The 17297-nt window shown below is 64.6% G+C and carries 15 protein-coding genes; 6 read left to right on the top strand and 9 right to left on the bottom strand.

Features of this window, described 5'->3' with window-relative positions; translation table 11 throughout:
- Positions 1-29: 29 nt before the first annotated feature.
- The 3 genes from ACQR2C_RS24875 (at position 30) to ACQR2C_RS24865 (ending at position 3100) form a co-directional block, all read left to right on the top strand.
- The gene (locus ACQR2C_RS24875; protein WP_316236977.1) at positions 30-1202 is read left to right on the top strand and encodes an ABC transporter ATP-binding protein; all 1173 of its coding nucleotides are present in this window, start codon (positions 30-32) and stop codon (positions 1200-1202) included.
- Positions 1199-2113, top strand: coding sequence for an ABC transporter permease (locus ACQR2C_RS24870; RefSeq protein WP_315802617.1), 915 nt, complete (start codon positions 1199-1201; stop codon positions 2111-2113). Before ACQR2C_RS24875 ends, ACQR2C_RS24870 begins: the two co-directional genes overlap by 4 nt.
- Before the next feature lie 174 nt (positions 2114-2287).
- Positions 2288-3100 (top strand): ABC transporter permease, encoded by an 813-nt coding sequence (locus ACQR2C_RS24865; protein ID WP_434882328.1) that lies wholly within the window; start codon positions 2288-2290, stop codon positions 3098-3100.
- Positions 3101-3201: 101 nt separating this feature from the next.
- Here the strand turns inward: ACQR2C_RS24865 and ACQR2C_RS24860 are convergent, their stop codons facing one another.
- The 5 genes from ACQR2C_RS24860 to ACQR2C_RS24840 form a co-directional block, all read right to left on the bottom strand.
- Positions 3202-4191, bottom strand: coding sequence for an alpha/beta hydrolase family protein (locus ACQR2C_RS24860; protein WP_434882327.1), 990 nt, complete (start codon positions 4189-4191; stop codon positions 3202-3204).
- A gap of 7 nt (positions 4192-4198) precedes the next feature.
- The gene (locus ACQR2C_RS24855) at positions 4199-5050 is read right to left on the bottom strand and encodes a carbohydrate ABC transporter permease (RefSeq protein WP_315802620.1); all 852 of its coding nucleotides are present in this window, start codon (positions 5048-5050) and stop codon (positions 4199-4201) included.
- Positions 5047-5922: a carbohydrate ABC transporter permease gene (locus ACQR2C_RS24850; protein WP_434882326.1), complete on the bottom strand. Its 876-nt coding sequence runs from the start codon at positions 5920-5922 to the stop codon at positions 5047-5049. Before ACQR2C_RS24850 ends, ACQR2C_RS24855 begins: the two co-directional genes overlap by 4 nt.
- A gap of 113 nt (positions 5923-6035) precedes the next feature.
- Complete coding sequence (locus tag ACQR2C_RS24845) at positions 6036-7415, bottom strand: ABC transporter substrate-binding protein (RefSeq protein WP_315802622.1); 1380 nt, start codon at positions 7413-7415, stop codon at positions 6036-6038.
- 142 nt (positions 7416-7557) lie between these two features.
- Positions 7558-9507 carry an AsmA family protein gene (locus tag ACQR2C_RS24840; protein WP_434882370.1) on the bottom strand — a complete coding sequence of 650 codons (1950 nt, stop codon included), beginning with the start codon at positions 9505-9507 and terminating at the stop codon, positions 7558-7560.
- Positions 9508-9817: 310 nt separating this feature from the next.
- Between ACQR2C_RS24840 and ACQR2C_RS24835 the strand changes: the two genes are divergently transcribed.
- A complete protein-coding gene (locus ACQR2C_RS24835; protein WP_315802623.1) occupies positions 9818-10546 on the top strand; it encodes a CoA transferase subunit A in 729 nt (242 codons plus the stop codon).
- A complete protein-coding gene (locus tag ACQR2C_RS24830) occupies positions 10546-11196 on the top strand; it encodes a 3-oxoacid CoA-transferase subunit B (protein WP_315717539.1) in 651 nt (216 codons plus the stop codon). The genes ACQR2C_RS24835 and ACQR2C_RS24830 overlap by 1 nt, the downstream gene beginning before the upstream one ends.
- Positions 11197-11204: 8 nt before the next feature.
- Here the strand turns inward: ACQR2C_RS24830 and ACQR2C_RS24825 are convergent, their stop codons facing one another.
- The 4 genes from ACQR2C_RS24825 to ACQR2C_RS24810 all read right to left on the bottom strand — a co-directional run bounded on the left by ACQR2C_RS24825 (position 11205) and on the right by ACQR2C_RS24810 (position 15686).
- Positions 11205-12926, bottom strand: coding sequence for a hypothetical protein (locus ACQR2C_RS24825; protein WP_434882325.1), 1722 nt, complete (start codon positions 12924-12926; stop codon positions 11205-11207).
- A 178-nt stretch (positions 12927-13104) separates the two neighbouring features.
- Positions 13105-13986: an SUMF1/EgtB/PvdO family nonheme iron enzyme gene (locus ACQR2C_RS24820; RefSeq protein ID WP_434882324.1), complete on the bottom strand. Its 882-nt coding sequence runs from the start codon at positions 13984-13986 to the stop codon at positions 13105-13107.
- Positions 13987-14038: 52 nt separating this feature from the next.
- Positions 14039-15133 (bottom strand): copper-containing nitrite reductase, encoded by a 1095-nt coding sequence (gene nirK / locus ACQR2C_RS24815; protein WP_315802627.1) that lies wholly within the window; start codon positions 15131-15133, stop codon positions 14039-14041.
- Positions 15134-15476: 343 nt separating this feature from the next.
- Positions 15477-15686: a hypothetical protein gene (locus tag ACQR2C_RS24810; RefSeq protein WP_434873592.1), complete on the bottom strand. Its 210-nt coding sequence runs from the start codon at positions 15684-15686 to the stop codon at positions 15477-15479.
- Between the two features lie 211 nt (positions 15687-15897).
- Here ACQR2C_RS24810 and hemN point away from each other — a divergent pair, with 211 nt between their 5' ends.
- Positions 15898-17250: an oxygen-independent coproporphyrinogen III oxidase gene (gene hemN, locus ACQR2C_RS24805; RefSeq protein ID WP_434882323.1), complete on the top strand. Its 1353-nt coding sequence runs from the start codon at positions 15898-15900 to the stop codon at positions 17248-17250.
- The last annotated feature ends 47 nt before the right edge of the window (positions 17251-17297 follow it).

Genomic DNA, 17297 nt, shown 5'->3' with positions numbered 1-17297 from the left:
GTGGCCGGGCAGGGTGATTAGATCGGGACATGGCTGACGAGATCGAAAATCCAGCACCCGCCGAGGCGCCGGCAGCATCACCACCGCCGGATCCGCGCCCCGATCCTCAGCCGCCGCTCCTGCGGATCGAGAACGTCGTCAAGACCTTCGGCAGCTTCCGCGCCGTCGATGGCGTCTCGCTCGACATCCGTGCCGGCGAATTCTTCGCGCTGCTCGGCCCCAGCGGCTGCGGCAAGACCACGCTGTTGCGCATGCTGGCCGGCTTCGAGACGCCGGACGAAGGACGCATTCTGCTGTCGGGGGAGGACATCGCGCAGGTGCTGCCGCATCAGCGGCCCGTCAACATGATGTTCCAGAACTACGCGCTGTTCCCGCATCTGAACGTGCGCGACAACATCGCCTTCGGCCTGAAGCGTGCCGGCACGCTGCGCGCCGAGATCGCCACCCGTGTCGCCGAGATGGTGGCGCTGGTCCGGCTCGAAGGCCTGGAGAAGCGCAAGCCCGATCAACTGTCCGGGGGCCAGAAGCAGCGCGTCGCCTTGGCGCGCTCGCTGGCGCGCCGGCCGCAGGTGCTGCTGCTGGATGAGCCGATGGCGGCGCTCGACAAGAAGCTCCGCGAGAGCACGCAGTTCGAGCTGATGGAGCTGCAGCGCAAGCTCGGCATGACCTTCATCATCGTCACCCACGATCAGGAAGAGGCGATGACGGTGGCGAGCCGCATCGGGGTGATGAACGCGGGACGGCTCGAACAGGTCGCTGCACCGCGCCGGCTGTATGAAGAGCCCGTGTCGCGGTGGGTCGCGGAGTTCGTCGGCGACATCAACCTGTTCGAGGGCGAGGTGATCGCGCGGGAGCCGCACCGGCTGCGGATCACGACTGCCTCGGCCGGCGAGCTCGCTGCGGCACAGCCCGTCACTCCCGTCAGCGAGAGCAGGGTTGCGGTCGCGATCCGTCCCGAGAAGATCCGTCTCGCGCTTCGCCGGCCGGCCGGCGATGCCGCCGCGATCAACTGTGTCGAGGGGACCATTTCCGATGCGAGCTATCTCGGCGGCAAGACCGCGTACAAGATCCAGCTCGACGGCGGTGCTGTCCTGCATGCCTCGCAGGCCAACACGGCCCGGCTCGATGCCGACGGCTATGGGCTGAACCAGCGCGTCGTGGCCTGGTTCACGCCCGATGATTGTGTGGTGCTGGAGCGATGAGCGCGCGCCGCATCTTCTCGCGTCCGGCCCGCTTCGCGGCGATCGCGCCCTACGTCTGGATGGTGCTGTTCTTCCTGGTGCCGTTCGCCTTCGTCGCCAAGATCAGCCTGTCGCAGACTGCGATCGCGCAGCCGCCCTATACGCCGGTGTTCTCGCTGGCTGATGGTTTGTCGTCGCTCCGGGATGCATTTGCGGCGCTGTCGCTCGACAATTTCCGTCTGCTGCTGTCGGACGACCTGTATCTCGCGTCCTATCTGCGCAGCGTCGTCGTCGCGGCGACGTCGACGGCCATCCTGCTGCTGATCGGCTATCCCGTCGCCTATGGCATGGCGCGGCTGCCGAGGCGCTGGCAGGGCGTCGCGATGATGCTTGTGATCGTGCCGTTCTGGACCTCGTTCCTGATCCGCATCTATGCCTGGGTCAACATCCTCCAGCATGACGGGCTGTTGAACCAGGTGCTGCTCGCGCTGCATCTGGTCTCGGCGCCGGTGGTGTGGTTGTCGACCGACAGCGCCATGTATGTCGGTATCGTCTATTCCTATCTGCCGTTCATGATCCTGCCGCTGTTTGCGACGCTGACGAAGCTGGAGCCGGCGCTGGAGGAGGCCGCTGCCGATCTCGGCGCCTCGCCGCGCGAGACCTTCTGGCTGGTGACGTTTCCACTGTCGCTGCCGGGAGTCGGCGCCGGCGCGCTGCTGTGCTTCATCCCGATCGTCGGCGAGTTTGTCATTCCCGACCTTCTCGCCGGCTCGAAATCGTTGATGATCGGCCAGACGCTCTGGCTCGAGTTCTTTACCAACAAGGATTGGCCGGTGGCCTCCAGCATCGCCGTGGTGCTGCTCGCCGTCCTGCTGCTCCCGCTCCTGCTCTACGACCGGCTGCAACGCCGGCAGCTGGAGGAGAGCCGGTGATGATGGCTGGAGTGCAGCGAGGCACGCTCTCTCGCTCCCCTCCCCCTTGCGGGCAGGGGTTGGTGGTAGGGGTCCGCATCGGCAGTCTTTGCTGGGGGCCGCCCTCCCTGACCCTCCCCCACAAGGGGGGAGAGAACGGAGAAAGCTTCGCCCGGGACGACGGAGGAGGCGCTCATGCCTAAAGCCTCCCGCCTTTCTCGCTTCAATGTCGCCTCGCTGACGCTCGGGCTGGCGTTCCTGTATCTGCCCATTCTGATCCTGGTGATCTACTCGTTCAACGCCTCGCGGCTGGTGACGGTGTGGGGCGGCTGGTCGCTGCGCTGGTATCACGAGTTCTTCAACGACCGTGCCATGATCGATGCGGCCTGGATGAGCCTGCGTGTCGGCGCCACCGCGGCGACGGCGGCGACGGTGCTGGGGACGCTGGCCGCGGTGGCGCTGTCGCGCGGCCAGGGCTTTCGCGGCCGCATGCTGTTCTCCGGCATGCTGTATGCGCCGCTGGTGATGCCCGAGGTGATCACCGGCCTGTCGCTGCTGCTGCTGTTCGTGGCGCTGGAGGCCGAGCGCGGCTTCTGGACGGTGACGATCGCCCACACGACCCTCACGATGTGCTTCGTCGCTGTCGTCGTGCAGTCGCGTCTGGTGTCGCTCGACCGCAGCCTGGAGGAGGCCGCGATGGATCTCGGCTGCGATCCGCTGCGCGCGTTCGTGATGGTCACCTTGCCGCTGATCGCCCCTGCGGTGATCGCTGGCTGGATGCTCGCCTTCACGCTGTCGCTCGACGATCTCGTGATCGCGAGCTTCACCACCGGACCGGGCTCGGCGACGTTGCCGATCCGGATCTATTCGGAAGTACGGCTCGGGGTGAAGCCGGAGATCAACGCGATCTGCACGCTGGTGATCGACCTGATTGCGGTGGTGATCGTTGTCGCTTCGCTGGCGTCGAAGCTGTCGAGCGACCGCGGCGAGAGTGCCGCGCCGCTGTAGTCTCCGTCGTTGCGAGCGTAGCGAAGCAATCCAGGGCCGCGCAATGACTCTGGATTGCCTCGCGGGGCTCGCAATGACGGAGAATGCTGTGACAGCGTCGCTCAGGCGCCGAACAGCTGCAACGCGGCGGCCACAACCGTGCGGTGGATCGCGCCGCGGTCAACCGACGGCGGATCGACGCAGCACGCCGGGTCGGCACTGCGTCCGAGCTCGGTGCTCTTCGGCAGGAACACATAGTGGCCGGCCTCGTGGGCAACGACATCAAAGGTGCTGCCGCTGAGCCGCTCATACAGCCAGCGCGCGGATGGCAGCAAGGCATCCCCACCGCCGACCATGATGCGTGTGGGTATGCTGATCGCGGTCACGCTCTCGTCGGAGAAACCCTGCACTGATCGGCCCGGCGCCAGCAGCAGCGCCGCCTTGATGCGGGGATCGCGATAGGAGGCCGACATCCGCGCCCAGGAGTCGCGGAAGATCTGGCTCTTCTCCATCAATCTCGGCAGATGATCGATGAGATCGGGAAACTCGCGCGGTCCGCGGCCCAGATTGGCGCCTGGCTCGAACGGCGAGCGGAGCATGATGCCGCCGAGCAAGGCGGTGGCGGTGACGCCGCCGAGCGAATAGCCGACGGCGGAGATGCGGTCGAGGTTGATGCGGCCTTCGAAATCGGGATGAGCGACGATGTGGTCGATCAGCAAGGACACGTCGCGCGGGCGTTCCCATGAGCAGAGGAAGCCCTCTGCGCGGTAGGGCTCGGCGTTGCTGTTGCCATGATGATTGACGGCGACCGCGACAAAGCCGCGGGCCGCTAGCTCGCGCGCCAGCCATTCGAACTGCAGGCCGTTGCAGCCGGTGCCGTGCGAGTACACGACGAGAGGACAGGCGTCCGCGCCTTCAGCGAGCGGCGCATTGAATGCCGCTGGTCCCGCATTGAACCAGCCCTGCGGCCACGGTGCGAGCGGGAGCGCCGTCTCCTCGGCGTCGTCGGCGACCGGGTACCAGGCGAACCAGTCGATCGGTCGCGGCCCGTCGCCATCCCAGTTCGCCCGCGATGCGTCGGCGAACCGTCCCTGACGAAATCCGACCCTCATCGCTCCGTCACGACTTCACGGCGCCCGCGGTCAGCCCGCCCACCATATAGCGCTTGAAGGCATAGTAGACCGCGGCGGGCGGCAACGCGTAGATGAAGCCGGTGGTCATCAGCAGCTCCCACGGCGAATCGTCGGCGGCCAGGAAGTTGCCGAGCGCCACGGGCAGCGTGATATCCTTGTCGTTCGACAGCAGCAGGAACGCGTAGAGGTACTCGTTCCAGGCCAGCAGCACGGCGTAGGTGCCGATCGCGACCAGCGAGGGCATCATCAACGGCACATAGACGAGGCGGAAGATCTGCAGCGGGCTGGCGCCATCCATCACGGCGGCCTCATCCAGCTCGACCGGCAGCTTGTCGGAGGCCTGCTTCAGCACCCAGATCGCATAGGGCGAGGCGATCGTCACCATCGCCAGGATCAGCGACCAGTCGTTGTTGAGAAGGCCGTATTTGCCCATGGTGCGATACATCGGCACCGCGAGGAACGCGGCCGGGATGAAATAGGTGAACAGCGCAAGGTTCATCACCACGCGGCTGCCGGGTACGCGCAGGCGCGAAATGGCGTAAGCCGCGCAGGTCGCGATCACCAGGGTCAGCGCGCCGACGGCGGCGGCAATGAGGACGGAGTTGCCGAACTGGATCCAGAAGTCGCGTAGGAAGTAGTGCTGCTGGTGGAACACGATCGAGAAGTTGTGCAGCGTCGGATGATCCGGCCACAGCTTCCCCGAGAACGCGTCCTCCTTCGGCGAGATCGCGAACAGGAACATGTGGTAGATCGGAATCATCGTCCAGATGAAGACGGGAATGCCGATCAGCAGCAGCCGGGCCTCGGTGCCGACCTCGCGGAGGGTGGGGAGCTTCATCGCGACAACCGCTTCATCATGAAATAGACCAGGGGCAGCACCAGCGGCATCGCGCAGACGATCGAGGCCATGGCAAGGCTGAGCTGATCGAGCCGGAGATAGCGGATGCCGAGTGTCGACAACACGTGGGTGAGATCGGCGGGACCGCCGCCGGTCAGGAGATAGACGCTGTTGAAGTCGCCGAGCGTCCAGATCATCGAGAGCAGCGTGCAGGTGATGTAGAGCGTCTGCATCGACGGCCAGGTGATGAAGCGGAACTTCTGCCACCAGGTGGCGCCATCGACCTCGGCCGCCTCGAACAGGTCCTGCGAGATCGCGAGCCGACCCGTCATCAGGATCAGCGTCCAGAACGGCAGCGACTTCCAGATGTGCATGCCGATCGCCATCGACAGCGCAACGGTCGGATCGTTCAGCCAGTTCGGGCCGTCATCGCCGGTGAACTTGAAGATCAGCTGGTTCACCACGCCCCATTCGGGATTGAGCATGAAGCGCACCGACAGGATGGTCGGGATCGAAGGCACCGCCCAGGGCAGGATGAAGATGACCGACAGCCATTTGATCCAGCCGCGCTGCTGAATGAAGAAGCCGGACAGGAACAGCGCGACCACCATCTTCAGATTGATGCCGACCAGAAGGAAGATCAGCGTGTTGACGGCGGCGCGCGCGAAGATGGGATCGTTATACAGCGCGACATAGCTGGCCGGCTCCCGGGCGAGCCACAGGCCGTAGCCGACGGGATAGACGACGAAGGCGAGGAAGACGAGCAGATAGGGGGTAAGCATGACGATGCCCCACACCTGTGACGGTGTCAGCAGCACCGGGCGCGGTGCCTCCACGATCGCGGAATCGGAAGCTGAGAGCGTGATCGCCATGGTCGTTTTTCCCGGGTCGTCTCTTCCCGCCTATAAGCCATCCCGGCCGCATGCGCTGCGGCCGGGATTTGGTGTCTTGTCAGGATCTCGCCAGTGCCTCGCGAGGCGAGAGACTAGCCGGCGACCTCCTTGAGCCGCGCGATCAGCTCGTCGACGGCCTTCTCGACCGGCACCTTCTCGCTGACAACGCGGTTCATCGCCTTCGCCCAGACGTTCTCATTGTTGAGGATCGTGAACTTGTAGTTCTTGGTGAAGTCGAACGGCGTGGTGCCGCCGGTGAACTGGGTGTACACGGCCTTGCGATGGCGGTCGGCCTGCCAGAACGGGCTCTTCTGGCCGGCGGTCGTCACCGGGAACCAGCGGCCCAGCGCGCCCTCGACGTAGGGACCGAGGTTCTCCTCCTGCATCAGGAACTTGATGAACTCCTTGGCCTGCGCCTTGTGCGGCGCATTGGCGAAGATCAGGCCGGTCTTGACGTCGGAGCGGTACTTGATCGGCGTGCCGTCGGGCTTGTTGGGGAAGGACGCGGTGATGATGTCCTCCTCATAGGCCTTCTTGCCGGCCGCGCGCTGCTCGGGTGTCAGCGCCGGGTTGGTGGAGTCCTCGAACCACTTGGCCGCGATCGAGATCGTGAAATTGTGGGTCATCACGATCGTCTTGTTGTGGAAGGCGACGTTGTTGTCCGGATCCTTCCACGTCGTGGACGAGGGCGGCGTGCAGCCCTTGATGTAGGTGTCGGTATAATCCTTCATCGCCTTGACGAGACCGTCGCGCACCTTGGGATCGTCGACCAAGAGCTTGCCATCGTCGTCGACCAGCTTGACGTTGTAGGCGTCCATGAAGGTGTAGAACGACTGGAACGAGTCGGTGGATTCTACGCCCATCGGCTGGCCGACGCCGTAGATGCGCTGGCCGGTCGCCTTGCGGATCGCCGGCTGCACCTTGTCGCACCAGAACGTCCAATAGTCTTCCCACTTGGTCGGGATGTCGCTCTGCTTGAAGCCGGCCTTGCCCAGCATGTCGCCCCAGATCTGGACGTGCATGCTCTGCTGCTTCAGCGGGAAGCCGTAATAGGCCTTCTTCTTGGCGACGTTGTTGTAGAGGTAGGCGGTCTCGAGCGTGTTCGGAGCGAACGCCGACTTCATCGGCTCCAGGATGTCGGTGAGATCCTCGAGCTTGCCTTCGTAGGCCCACTTACCCTGCGCCTGAACGTCGTAGGTGTCCGCATAGGCTACGTCGGGCACGGTGCCGGAATCGAGCGCGGCGACCGTCTTCGGAATCATGTCCTGGATTGCGTATTGCGACAGCTCGACCTTGATGCCGGTCTTGGCCTCGAACTTCTTGACGACGTTGAGCAGCGCATCGTCCTCGGACTTGTAGAAGCCCTTGCTCCACCAGATCGTGATGGTGTCCTGAGCGATAGCTGGTGCTGCAGCGCAAAAAAGCCCGGCGGCTACTGCGATTGAAAGCGCACCCATTCCCCTGGATTTCACATGTCTCTCCCTGATCCGCCGATCTTGCTCGATCGGTTGTGGCGGGACACTAGCCCAGGGACCCGACGTGATCCAGAAGTAATATATCAGACATAGGTCGTGGCGGCGGCCGCGTCTCGGCACGCGAAGCAAGCCGAGTTGGTCAGTTCTGCTTGGTGGGAGTGCCGCCCGTCGGCGCGTCAGCCTGCGGCGCATTGTCCGGCTGGGCCGGGCGCAATCCGCCGCCAGTGAATCGTTCCAGCACCGAGCGCACCGCATCCCTCGTCTTGCGGTCCTTGACTGCATCGAGCAGAGGGGCGGCGGCCGGGGCGCGGCGGATCAGGCTTTCCGGATCGGGAAAGATCAGTGGATCTTCCCAGGGGCCCTGGACGACGAAAGGCAGTTCGAAGCCGTTGCTGCCATTGCCTGACGACAGCAGGCTCGCGACGCCCTTGAAATCGTATTCCCGTGTCGGCACCGAGGCCGTACCGGTCATCGTGATGCGCGCGGTCGGGCTCTCGACGCGGATGTCCTCCGCGGTCGCGATGCCCTCGGAGAATTTGACCGCGATCGTCAGCGAATCGTAAGGCGTCGAGCCGGAGCGGAAGCTGCCGCCGCGCGACAGCGGGCTGCGCTCGAGGCGCTTCAGGAGCTGCTCGACGTTGAAGCCGGAGATCGCGCCATCGCGGCCCTGCAAATTGGCGCTGCCGTCGAGCGACTGGGCGAGCCCGAACGGGCTCGAGCCCGAAGCCGTCAGCGAGACGTTGAGATTGCCGCGTCCCGACAGCGACGACACGCCGAACATCTCGTTGGCGCAGGCCTGTAGATCGACATCGTTGAATTGCAGCTCAGCCTTCACGTCGGCCACGGTGTCGGCCCGGGCGATTCCGAACGAGCCGCGCACGATGCCGCCATACATCTGAGCCTCGCCGACCGAGAGGGCGAGCACGCCGTTGCGCAGGTTGGCGCCGAAGGCCGTGCGTCCGATTTTCGAGGAGCCGACCGTGACTTTTGCGGCCGATAGCCGCATGTCGAGGTCGGTGGTGGACAAGGCCTTGAGGTCGAACAGTTGCCGGTTCCAGTCGCGCGCACCATTGGCCAGCAGCCGGACTGTCGAGATGTAGGGGGTGAAGTCGAGCGCGTCGGCCGCCAGCGTCGCCTGCAGCGTCTGCCGGCCGTTATTGGCGTAGGTCATCACGCCTTCGGCGGTGTTGCCGTCGAGCTCGACGTTGACATTGGTGAGGGCGACCGAGGCGCCGACCACGTTGGCGCGGGCACGCAAGGCGAAGCGCCCGAAGCCGCCGCCGCCGAGCGGCGTCTGCCCCGTCCAGCGCAGCGCATCGCGGAGCGACGGGCTGTCCACGGTCAACGTGCCTTCCATCAGCGCGCTGGTGCGGTTCGCGACCGTGCCATCGAAGGCGACCTTCAGTGGCGGGCTGGCGAGACGCATCTTCAAGCCCGACCGGTCCCCCGACAGCGCAGCCAGGAAGTCGCTGACGCTGATGGAGCCCTCGATGCGCTGGCCGCGCCAATCGAACTGCCCGGTCGCCGCGAACGAGCGCGAGATCGACGGCCAGGCGAGCGACAGATCAATATCGTCGAGCCGCTCGGAAGCATGGTGTTCGGTGTCCTCGTAGACCAGGATGCCGTCCTGGATGCGGATCTCGGAGAACGACATCTGGCTGTCGGGCCCCGGACGCATCGTGCGCGCGATGGTCTCGATGAAGGGAGTCCAGTTGCTGTTGCCGTCGGCCTCGCGGGTGACGTTGATCTGCGGCCGCAGCATCATGACATCGGCGATTTCGAACCGCTGCAACAGCAGCGGCAGCAATTGCAGATTGGCGGTCAGCACGTCGACGCGCAGGGCCGGATCCTCGGTGCCGCTGCCCTTCAGGCCGACATCGTGGAACGAGACGTAGCTGCCCGGAAACAAGGAGACGTCGATATGTCCGTTGACGACGAGCTCGAGCCCGGTCACGGCGCGGATCTGGTGCTCCACCGCCTGCCGCAGTGCCTCGCGATTGACCAGCCAGGAGCTCGCCAGCAGGGCCACGAACGCGATGCCCAGCAGCACCGCGATCGGTGTGCCGAGGCGCCTCATTCCTTGGGCCATGGTCACGGACATGTCCTGGGATCGTCGGATCGCTGGTTGCGCGGGATGGGCAGGGTGCGCCGAAAACCCCTGCCAACATCAACAACTTGATGCGCTTTCTTGACGCTTTCAAGGCCACGCCGCCGGTGTGGCCGGATTGCGGCGGATCCCTGATATTCCTGACTCCGGATCGCCCCGGAGGCGCAGGCTGGCGCCACAGCTAAAGCAGGATGTGCGCGTTGGGAAGGCATCATTGACGCATTGCGAAGATTTCGCCTAATAATCCGGTCGATATCCGCGCGGTCGCCGCTCTGCATCAGGTCATTTCCGTATGAACAAGGTCTATCCGGACGCCAAATCCGCCCTTGCTGGCCTCCTCAAGGACGGCATGACCATCATGTCGGGTGGGTTCGGTCTTTGTGGCATCGCAGAAACCCTGTCCGACGCCATTCGCGAGTCCGGGGTGAAGGACCTCACCGTCATCTCCAACAATGCCGGGGTGGACGGCATCGGCCTCAGCCGGCTGCTGGAGACACGGCAGATCAAGAAGATGATCTCGTCCTATGTCGGCGAGAATAAGCTGTTTGCCCAGCAATATCTGGCCGGCGAGCTGGAGCTCGAATTCTGCCCGCAGGGCACCCTGGCCGAGCGCATCCGCGCCGGTGGCGCCGGCATCCCGGCCTTCTTCACCAAGACCGGCGTCGGCACGCTGGTCGCGGAGGGCAAGGAGGTGCGGGAGTTCGACGGCGAGAAATATCTGATGGAGCGCGGCCTGTTCGCCGATCTGGCGATCGTGCACGCCTGGAAGGGCGACACCGCCGGCAACCTCGTCTACCGCAAGACCGCGCGCAACTTCAATCCGATGATGGCCACTGCGGCCAGGGTGACAGTCGCGGAGGTCGAGCATCTGCTGCCGGCCGGCCAGATCGATCCCGACCACATTCATACGCCCGGCATCTTCGTCAAGCGCATTATCCAGGTCGGAACCGAACTGAAGCGCATCGAGCAACGCACCGTGCGCAAACGTGAAGCCGCCGCTGCAGCCGGGGAGGAAGTCTGATGGCCTGGACGCGAGAGCAGATGGCGGCGCGCGCCGCCAAGGAGCTGCGGGACGGCTACTACGTCAATCTCGGCATCGGCATTCCGACGCTGGTCTCCAACTTCATTCCGCCGGGCGTCGACGTCGCGCTGCAGAGCGAGAACGGCATGCTCGGCATGGGTCCGTTCCCCTATGAGGGCGAGGAGGATCCCGACCTCATCAATGCCGGCAAGCAGACCGTCACCGAGCTGCCGATCACCAGCTATTTCTCGTCAGCTGAATCCTTCGCCATGGTCCGCGGCGGACACATCGACCTGTCGATCCTCGGCGCCATGCAGGTCGCCCAGAACGGAGATCTCGCCAACTGGATGATCCCCGGCAAGATGGTGAAGGGCATGGGCGGCGCGATGGATCTCGTCGCCGGCGTCAAGCGCGTGGTCGTGGTCATGGAGCACAGCGCCAAGGACGGCCCGAAGCTGCTCAAGCAGTGCACCTTGCCGCTGACCGGCGAGCGCGTGGTCGACATGGTGGTGACCGATCTGGCGGTGTTCACGATCGACAAGCACGGCAATGACGGCATGGCCCTGATCGAGCTCGCCGATGGCGTGACGCTCGACGAGGTCAAGGCCAAGACCGAAGCCGAGTTCCGGGTCGCGCTCAAGAATGCCTGAGGGCGCGACTACCAGCGCCGGCACAGCATCTCCGCGACCTTGACGGCAAGCCGGCATGCCGCATGCCGTGGCGGGCCCGCAGCAGCGGGCGGCGCGGTCTCCGCCAGCGCCTGAATGACGAGGCATGGCACACTGCGGCTGAGGCAGATCAGCCCCATCGCATAGGCCATGTGATCCGTCGCAAGCGCGCCTGGAAACGCTGCCGAGATCTCGGCATCCGTGCCGTCGTCATCGCACGTCACTGTCATTCCTTCGAAGAACACGCCGATGTCATCCAGCATGCCACCCACGGCCTCGTGCGCGAGGCGGCAAAGCTCGGGATCGGCCGGGATGATCATTCCGCTGTCATCGACCGAAGGCGGCTCGGCAATGCTGAGCGCGTCGCGCAGCTTGGTTTGAATCCGGAAGGGCGCGACCGAGGTGGCGATGACGAGATCACCGGGGCCGGCGCCGACGAATCGCGGGCCGCGGGAGACATGCGGGAGATCTGGGCCCAGTGCTTCGGCCCGTCCCGGCATGATCAGCCACTGCGCCCCATGCTCTTCGATGGCCACTGCGGCCGCGCTCGCCACCTCGGCCATCGATCGGCCGAGGCACACGACCGCATGGAAGCAGGAATGCCTGATGATGGCGCGCGCTGCGTTGCGCTGTTCAATCAGTGTGTCCGGGCCCATGGCCTGGACCAGGGCTTCGATATCCTCCGGCGTTTCGACCACGAAACCGATCGTGTTGGCTTTGGCATGGAGAAATCGCAGCGCGTCGAGCATCGCGTTGATGCTGGCCTTCTCCCGACCGTCGAGCTGCTGCCACAGCGCTTCCAGCACATCCAGAGAGGCCTCGATGCCGGCGCCGATCACGCCCTGGCCGAGCGGGCGGCCGGGTGTCTCGCAACGGTAGAGCTCCTCCAAGGCCTGCAGGACGGTTCTGCGGTCCTTGACGGCGTAGGCTCCTTGCAGGATGCGCGCGAGAACCTGGGCGCGCTTGCCAAGTTCGAGCGGAACAGCGAGCCAGGCAAAATCAGCCAGCTCGGCGGCCTGCTCGCTGGCGGCACGCTGAAATTCGCCGACGACCTGACCGTAGTGCCAGCTCGATTGCCACGGGGTCACCTGCCTCCCGCGATACCTGCCGCGCTCGATGCGTTCGAGCGATTGTGCCTGCAACTCGTTGCGCAGGTCGGGATCCATTCCCGATGCGCGGGAATCCAGCAGCCGATAGGCGCGTGTTGCGATCGCCGGTCCGAACCATTCGTGCTCGGGGTCGCCGACCGAGAGACCGCTGGGCATGCGGATGTGGACCGTCCTGCGAAACTGGTCGAGCTCGCGTCTTGCCACCTGGGCCGCGGTCACCGAAACCTGCTGTACCTCGAACAAGCCGTCGACGACACTGGCCCAGTCCCAGAAGTCGTCGCCATAGAACGGAATGCGATATTGGCGGCTCGCGACGATCCGTGCGCAAACCTGTTCGATGGCGGGAGCCACACGATCCAGAATATCCTTGCGCGCCAGCGCGCCGTCCGTGAGACATTGGTGCACGAGACGCGCCGCGCCCGCATTCACCACATGCCAGTCCTTGGCGGCGAACTTAGGCGATGTCCGCAGATATTCGAGCGCGTCGATGAGGCAGCGTCCAGCCAGTGCGCGAGGCGAATCGTCGTCGAACCAGCTGGTGTTGCCAATTCCGTAACCATGCAGGTCGGACGTGAAGAAGACCGGCGGATGTCGAGAATTCACACTCGCCTCCTGGTCCGCTCATCGCGTCTCTCAACGGAAATTGTCTAACGTTTGTAGCTTACATCTCGCAACCGAAAGTTGATTTTGTATGACTGTCATTTGTGCCAGTGTCAGGGCACCGCCGATCCGGCACCGGCGTCGGCTGCTGTCGAGCGTGCTTGAGGCTGAGCATGCCGCGTCATGCGCGAATGGCGCCGAGGAGCCGGCTGAGGCGCTGCGTCAGGCTGCGGCTCCATGAAGGCTGTTCGCGGACCAGGCGGAAGCCGAGATTGGCAGGTGGCGTGCCGGAGGCGCAGCCGCCGGCGCGCGCGTCGCGGATGAAGTCGGTCACGTAGGCTCGATGCGCGCCTTCGGCCAGCCGCACGCCGCAATTGCTGACGGTCTTGGTGACGCGACCTGCACTATCCTGCATCTTGCGTGTGAAGCAGGTCGAGGTCCATTCCCAGACATTGCCCGCCAAGTCAGCAACGCCGTGCTCATTGATGCCGAAGCCGCCGAAGCCGCGCGTCTCGGAGTCCTCTTGCAGGGCGGCTTCCCGTTCGTAGCGGGCAATCCAGCGCCGCGAGGGATCGGCGTCGTCGATCGAGACGCCATCGTCCTTGAAGCGGCTGCCCGCCGCATAGGCCCACTCGGTATCGGTCGGCAGACGATAGCTGTGGCCGGTCCGGCGTGAGAGCCATTCAGCGTAGGCCACCGCGTCGTGCCAACTCACCTGCACGGCCGGGCGATCGATGACGATGGGAACGTTGCGATCGAGCGCGCGGCACGCATGCGCTTGGACGCAGGCGTGGTAGTCTGCGGCACTGACCTGGTTCGTCATGATCGTCAGCGGATGATCAAAGCGGACCGTCGTGATGGGAGCTTCGGCCTGCCGCCCGCTGCGGAGATGGTCACCAGAGTCGCGGTAGGCGATCGCACCGGGTGCGATCTCGGTGAGGGCAGGGCCGTCGAGGCCCGCAGCGCGGTTTGGCAGATCTGCAAGGATCGGTGCCATTGCGGTCGGGCCAGCCAATCCGACGACGCAGGCGATGGTGAGCTTGATCTTGAAAGCGAGCAGCATGGCAGCACACTCAGGAGAGTGGGGGCCGGATACGCCGGCCCCCCTGGGCCGATCAGTTCGTCGTGCCGGTCGGAATGTCCGCCGGGGCTTTGACCTGCGTCATCAGGTCGTCATTCCACTTGCCTTCGACCTTGAAATGGGCGGTCGCGCCGAGATTGGCCGCCTCGATCAGGTTGTGGGTGACGTAGGCGTAGATGCCGGGCTGCAGGAATTTGTAGAGCGCGGCGCCCGCCGAGCCGCCGCGGATGAACCAGGTCTCGAGCCCGGTCTCCGGCGCGTTCGAAAATTTTCCGGTCTCCCAGACATAGTCGCCGTGGCCGCCGATCAGATGCGGACGACTATCGCGATTCGCCTGCGAGTGCACGATCAGAACGTTCTCGCCGACATTGGCCGTGAGCGCATTCTTTCCGGTGAGCGCGCCGGCCTTGCCGTTGAACACCACATGGGTCGGCGTGAGCTTGCGCATGACCTCCTCGGTGTCGCTATAGGCTTCGCCGGGCGAGTCGTAGGACTTGAAGTTTCCCTTGTCGTCGCGCGGGACGTAGAGGTCCTGCTCGCCGATGTAGTAGATGCGATCATAGCGCAGCGCGTGTCCGCGGCCGTCATTGAGACCGTCGCGCGGCAGCACCATCACGGCGCCGTTCATGCCGGAGACGACATGCCAGGGGATCATCGGCCCGCCCGGGGCGCAGTGATAGACGAACACGCCGGTCCGCGTCGCCTTCCAGCGTAGCACGACCTGCTCGCCCGGATTGACCAGGGTCAGCGCGCCGCCGCCCAGCGCTCCGGTCGCGGAGTGGAAGTCGATATTATGCGGCATGCTGTTGGTCGCGGGATTGACCAGGGTCACCTCGACATAGTCGCCCTCATGGACCACCATCAGCGGGCCTGGCATCGAGCCGTTGAACGTCATGGCCTGGAAGGTGGTGCCCTTCTCGTCGATCACCATCTTCTTCTCCTGGACCACGAGCTTGAACTCCATGATCTTGGGTCCCTGCTTGGTCGCCTGCTCGTGCGCATGCACGAACGGCGGAGCCACCAGATCGACCTTCTGGCGCGGCAGCTTGAGGTCCTCGGCAACAGCGGGAGCCGCAATCATCATCGCGGCGATGGCTGCACTGAACATGGCGGTGCGGCGGGTCAACATGGATCGCTCCTTCATTGGATCTGTTGTAGTGCCGCAATCAGCATGCTCCCGTTGGAACTCGGCTTGTTTGTGCTGCAACAAGCAACTTCGCAATTGCGGAATCAGACGGCGGATTTCGAGCGAGATTGGCGCGACTGTACCCGCGCAGAGCGCTAATGAGTTGCATCGGCGCGCAGTTTCTTGGGAGGCCGGACAGGGTGCGGAGCAAAGCGGGCAGGCTGTCTCGCGCGACTACGCGATAAGACGCGATCTATCCGTTTGTCCACACGGCACGAGAATCGCGGGCGCCATGATGCGCTGCTTCAGAGCAGGACTCTGGACCGACGATGTGCTTCCGAACTCATCAGCTCAGCCAGCGCACCGCCAACAACACGACGAAGGCGACTGCCGCCGCGATACAAAACACCGTGGTCATGAACATGGCGATGTTGCCAAGCAGGCCCGTTGGCCCCGACTCGTCGCGGAACGATTCAAAGCCGTCGGACTGGGGGATATGGCCGCGGATGCCGGCGAGGAAAGCAAATGAACGGAGCAGCAGTTGCAGGGCTTCCATTGCGGTTTCCTCGAATCGTCGGTGAATCAATAATGACGTGAAATGAGCCGGCCACTTTGAGGAAGCGCAAAGTTCGCGGTGATCACCGGCGTTCTACTGTTCCAACGGGGTATCTGCCGGCCGCGCCTTGAGAAAGCTCAAGGCCGTCCCTCTTGCCTTGTGTCAAGAAGCTCCCAACCCCAGGTCGATACGCTCAGGTGACAGGCAGGACATGAGACCAGATCTTGCAGCATGCTACGGACAGGAGCGCCTCCCGCGCTACACCAGCTATCCTACGGCGCCTCATTTCTCCGCCGCGGTCGGCCCGTCCACCTACGCAGAATGGTTGCGCGCGATACCAGCGAGCGCGACGGCATCGTTGTACCTGCATGTGCCGTTCTGTCGCTCGATGTGCTGGTATTGCGGTTGCAACACCATGGTCGCCAAGCGCGACGAGCCCATTGCGGTCTACGAATCGGCGCTGCGTTGCGAGGTCGACATGGTGGCGCGCCAGATCGGCCGGCGGCTGCAGGTCGGGCACATTCATTTCGGCGGCGGCACGCCCACCATCATGGCGCCGGAGTCCTTTGTCGATCTCGTCGGATCGCTGCGCCATTCCTTTTTCGTGCTGCCGTCGGCGGAGATCGCCATCGAGATAGATCCGCGCACGCTGACGCCGGAGATGATCGCGGCGCTGGGGGTGAGCGGGGTCAATCGGGCCAGCCTGGGCGTGCAGAGCTTCGATCCGCGGGTGCAGCAGGCCATCAACCGGGTGCAGAGCTTCGAGCAGACCGCGGCGGCGACGAACGGATTGCGTCAGGCCGGCGTTGCCGGCATCAACTTCGACCTGATCTACGGACTGCCGCATCAGAGCGTTGAGTCGTGTCTCGACACCGTCCGGCGCGCCATCGACCTGCGCCCCGACCGGCTCTCCGTGTTCGGCTACGCTCATGTGCCATCGTTCAAGACGCACCAGCGCAAGATTCAGGACTCGGCGTTGCCGGACAGCCTGGAACGCTACGATCAGGCCTGCGCGATCGCTGACGCGCTGAAGGACGCAGGCTACGTGCAGATCGGGCTCGATCATTTCGCCTTGCCCACGGATCCCATGACCATCGCGTTCCGCGAAGGCCGGCTGCATCGCAATTTCCAGGGCTATACGACCGATGCAAATGATCTGCTGCTCGGCTTCGGGGCCTCGGCGATCGGGCAGCTGCCGCAAGGTTATGTCCAGAACGCGCCGCAGGTCCGGGCCTATGAGCAGCAGATCGCCTCCGGCAGCCTCGCGACCGTGAAAGGCTATGGACTGACCGATGACGACCGCCTGCGGGCCGACATCATCGAGCGCATCATGTGCGACTACGGCGTGGACCTCGATGTCATCTGCACCCGCCATGGCACGGACACCGACGACATGCTGAGATCGGCGCCGCGGCTGCAATCGTTGATCTCCGACGGTGTGGTCGAGCTCAACGGCGGTGCGCTCGCGGTGACCGAGCATTCCCGGTTCCTGGTGCGCAGTGTCGCCGCGGCGTTCGATGCGCATCTCGACGCGTCGAAGCAGCTGCACAGCCGGGCGGTCTGACCGTCGAGGTGCCGCGGTGCTTGTGCCGCGACAAAGACCGCCAACGG

The sequence above is a fragment of the Bradyrhizobium sp. HKCCYLRH3061 genome, assembly GCF_051168015.1.
Taxonomy (GTDB): domain Bacteria; phylum Pseudomonadota; class Alphaproteobacteria; order Rhizobiales; family Xanthobacteraceae; genus Bradyrhizobium.
Note: the sequence above shows the minus strand (reverse complement) of the source record. Positions and strands in the feature narration are given on the sequence as shown.

What these genes read in the sequence shown, in the direction of transcription:
- ACQR2C_RS24855 (WP_315802620.1), bottom strand. Translation starts at nt 5,050, where the DNA reads ATGAAGCTCCCCACCCTCCGCGAGGTCGGCACCGAGGCCCGGCTGCTG.
- ACQR2C_RS24835 (WP_315802623.1), top strand. Translation starts at nt 9,818, where the DNA reads ATGAACAAGGTCTATCCGGACGCCAAATCCGCCCTTGCTGGCCTCCTC.
- ACQR2C_RS24830 (WP_315717539.1), top strand. Translation starts at nt 10,546, where the DNA reads ATGGCCTGGACGCGAGAGCAGATGGCGGCGCGCGCCGCCAAGGAGCTG.
- ACQR2C_RS24820 (WP_434882324.1), bottom strand. Translation starts at nt 13,986, where the DNA reads ATGCTGCTCGCTTTCAAGATCAAGCTCACCATCGCCTGCGTCGTCGGA.
- ACQR2C_RS24870 (WP_315802617.1), top strand. Translation starts at nt 1,199, where the DNA reads ATGAGCGCGCGCCGCATCTTCTCGCGTCCGGCCCGCTTCGCGGCGATC.
- ACQR2C_RS24810 (WP_434873592.1), bottom strand. Translation starts at nt 15,686, where the DNA reads ATGGAAGCCCTGCAACTGCTGCTCCGTTCATTTGCTTTCCTCGCCGGC.
- ACQR2C_RS24865 (WP_434882328.1), top strand. Translation starts at nt 2,288, where the DNA reads ATGCCTAAAGCCTCCCGCCTTTCTCGCTTCAATGTCGCCTCGCTGACG.
- ACQR2C_RS24860 (WP_434882327.1), bottom strand. Translation starts at nt 4,191, where the DNA reads ATGAGGGTCGGATTTCGTCAGGGACGGTTCGCCGACGCATCGCGGGCG.
- nirK (WP_315802627.1), bottom strand. Translation starts at nt 15,133, where the DNA reads ATGTTGACCCGCCGCACCGCCATGTTCAGTGCAGCCATCGCCGCGATG.
- ACQR2C_RS24850 (WP_434882326.1), bottom strand. Translation starts at nt 5,922, where the DNA reads ATGGCGATCACGCTCTCAGCTTCCGATTCCGCGATCGTGGAGGCACCG.
- ACQR2C_RS24875 (WP_316236977.1), top strand. Translation starts at nt 30, where the DNA reads ATGGCTGACGAGATCGAAAATCCAGCACCCGCCGAGGCGCCGGCAGCA.
- ACQR2C_RS24840 (WP_434882370.1), bottom strand. Translation starts at nt 9,507, where the DNA reads ATGGCCCAAGGAATGAGGCGCCTCGGCACACCGATCGCGGTGCTGCTG.
- hemN (WP_434882323.1), top strand. Translation starts at nt 15,898, where the DNA reads ATGAGACCAGATCTTGCAGCATGCTACGGACAGGAGCGCCTCCCGCGC.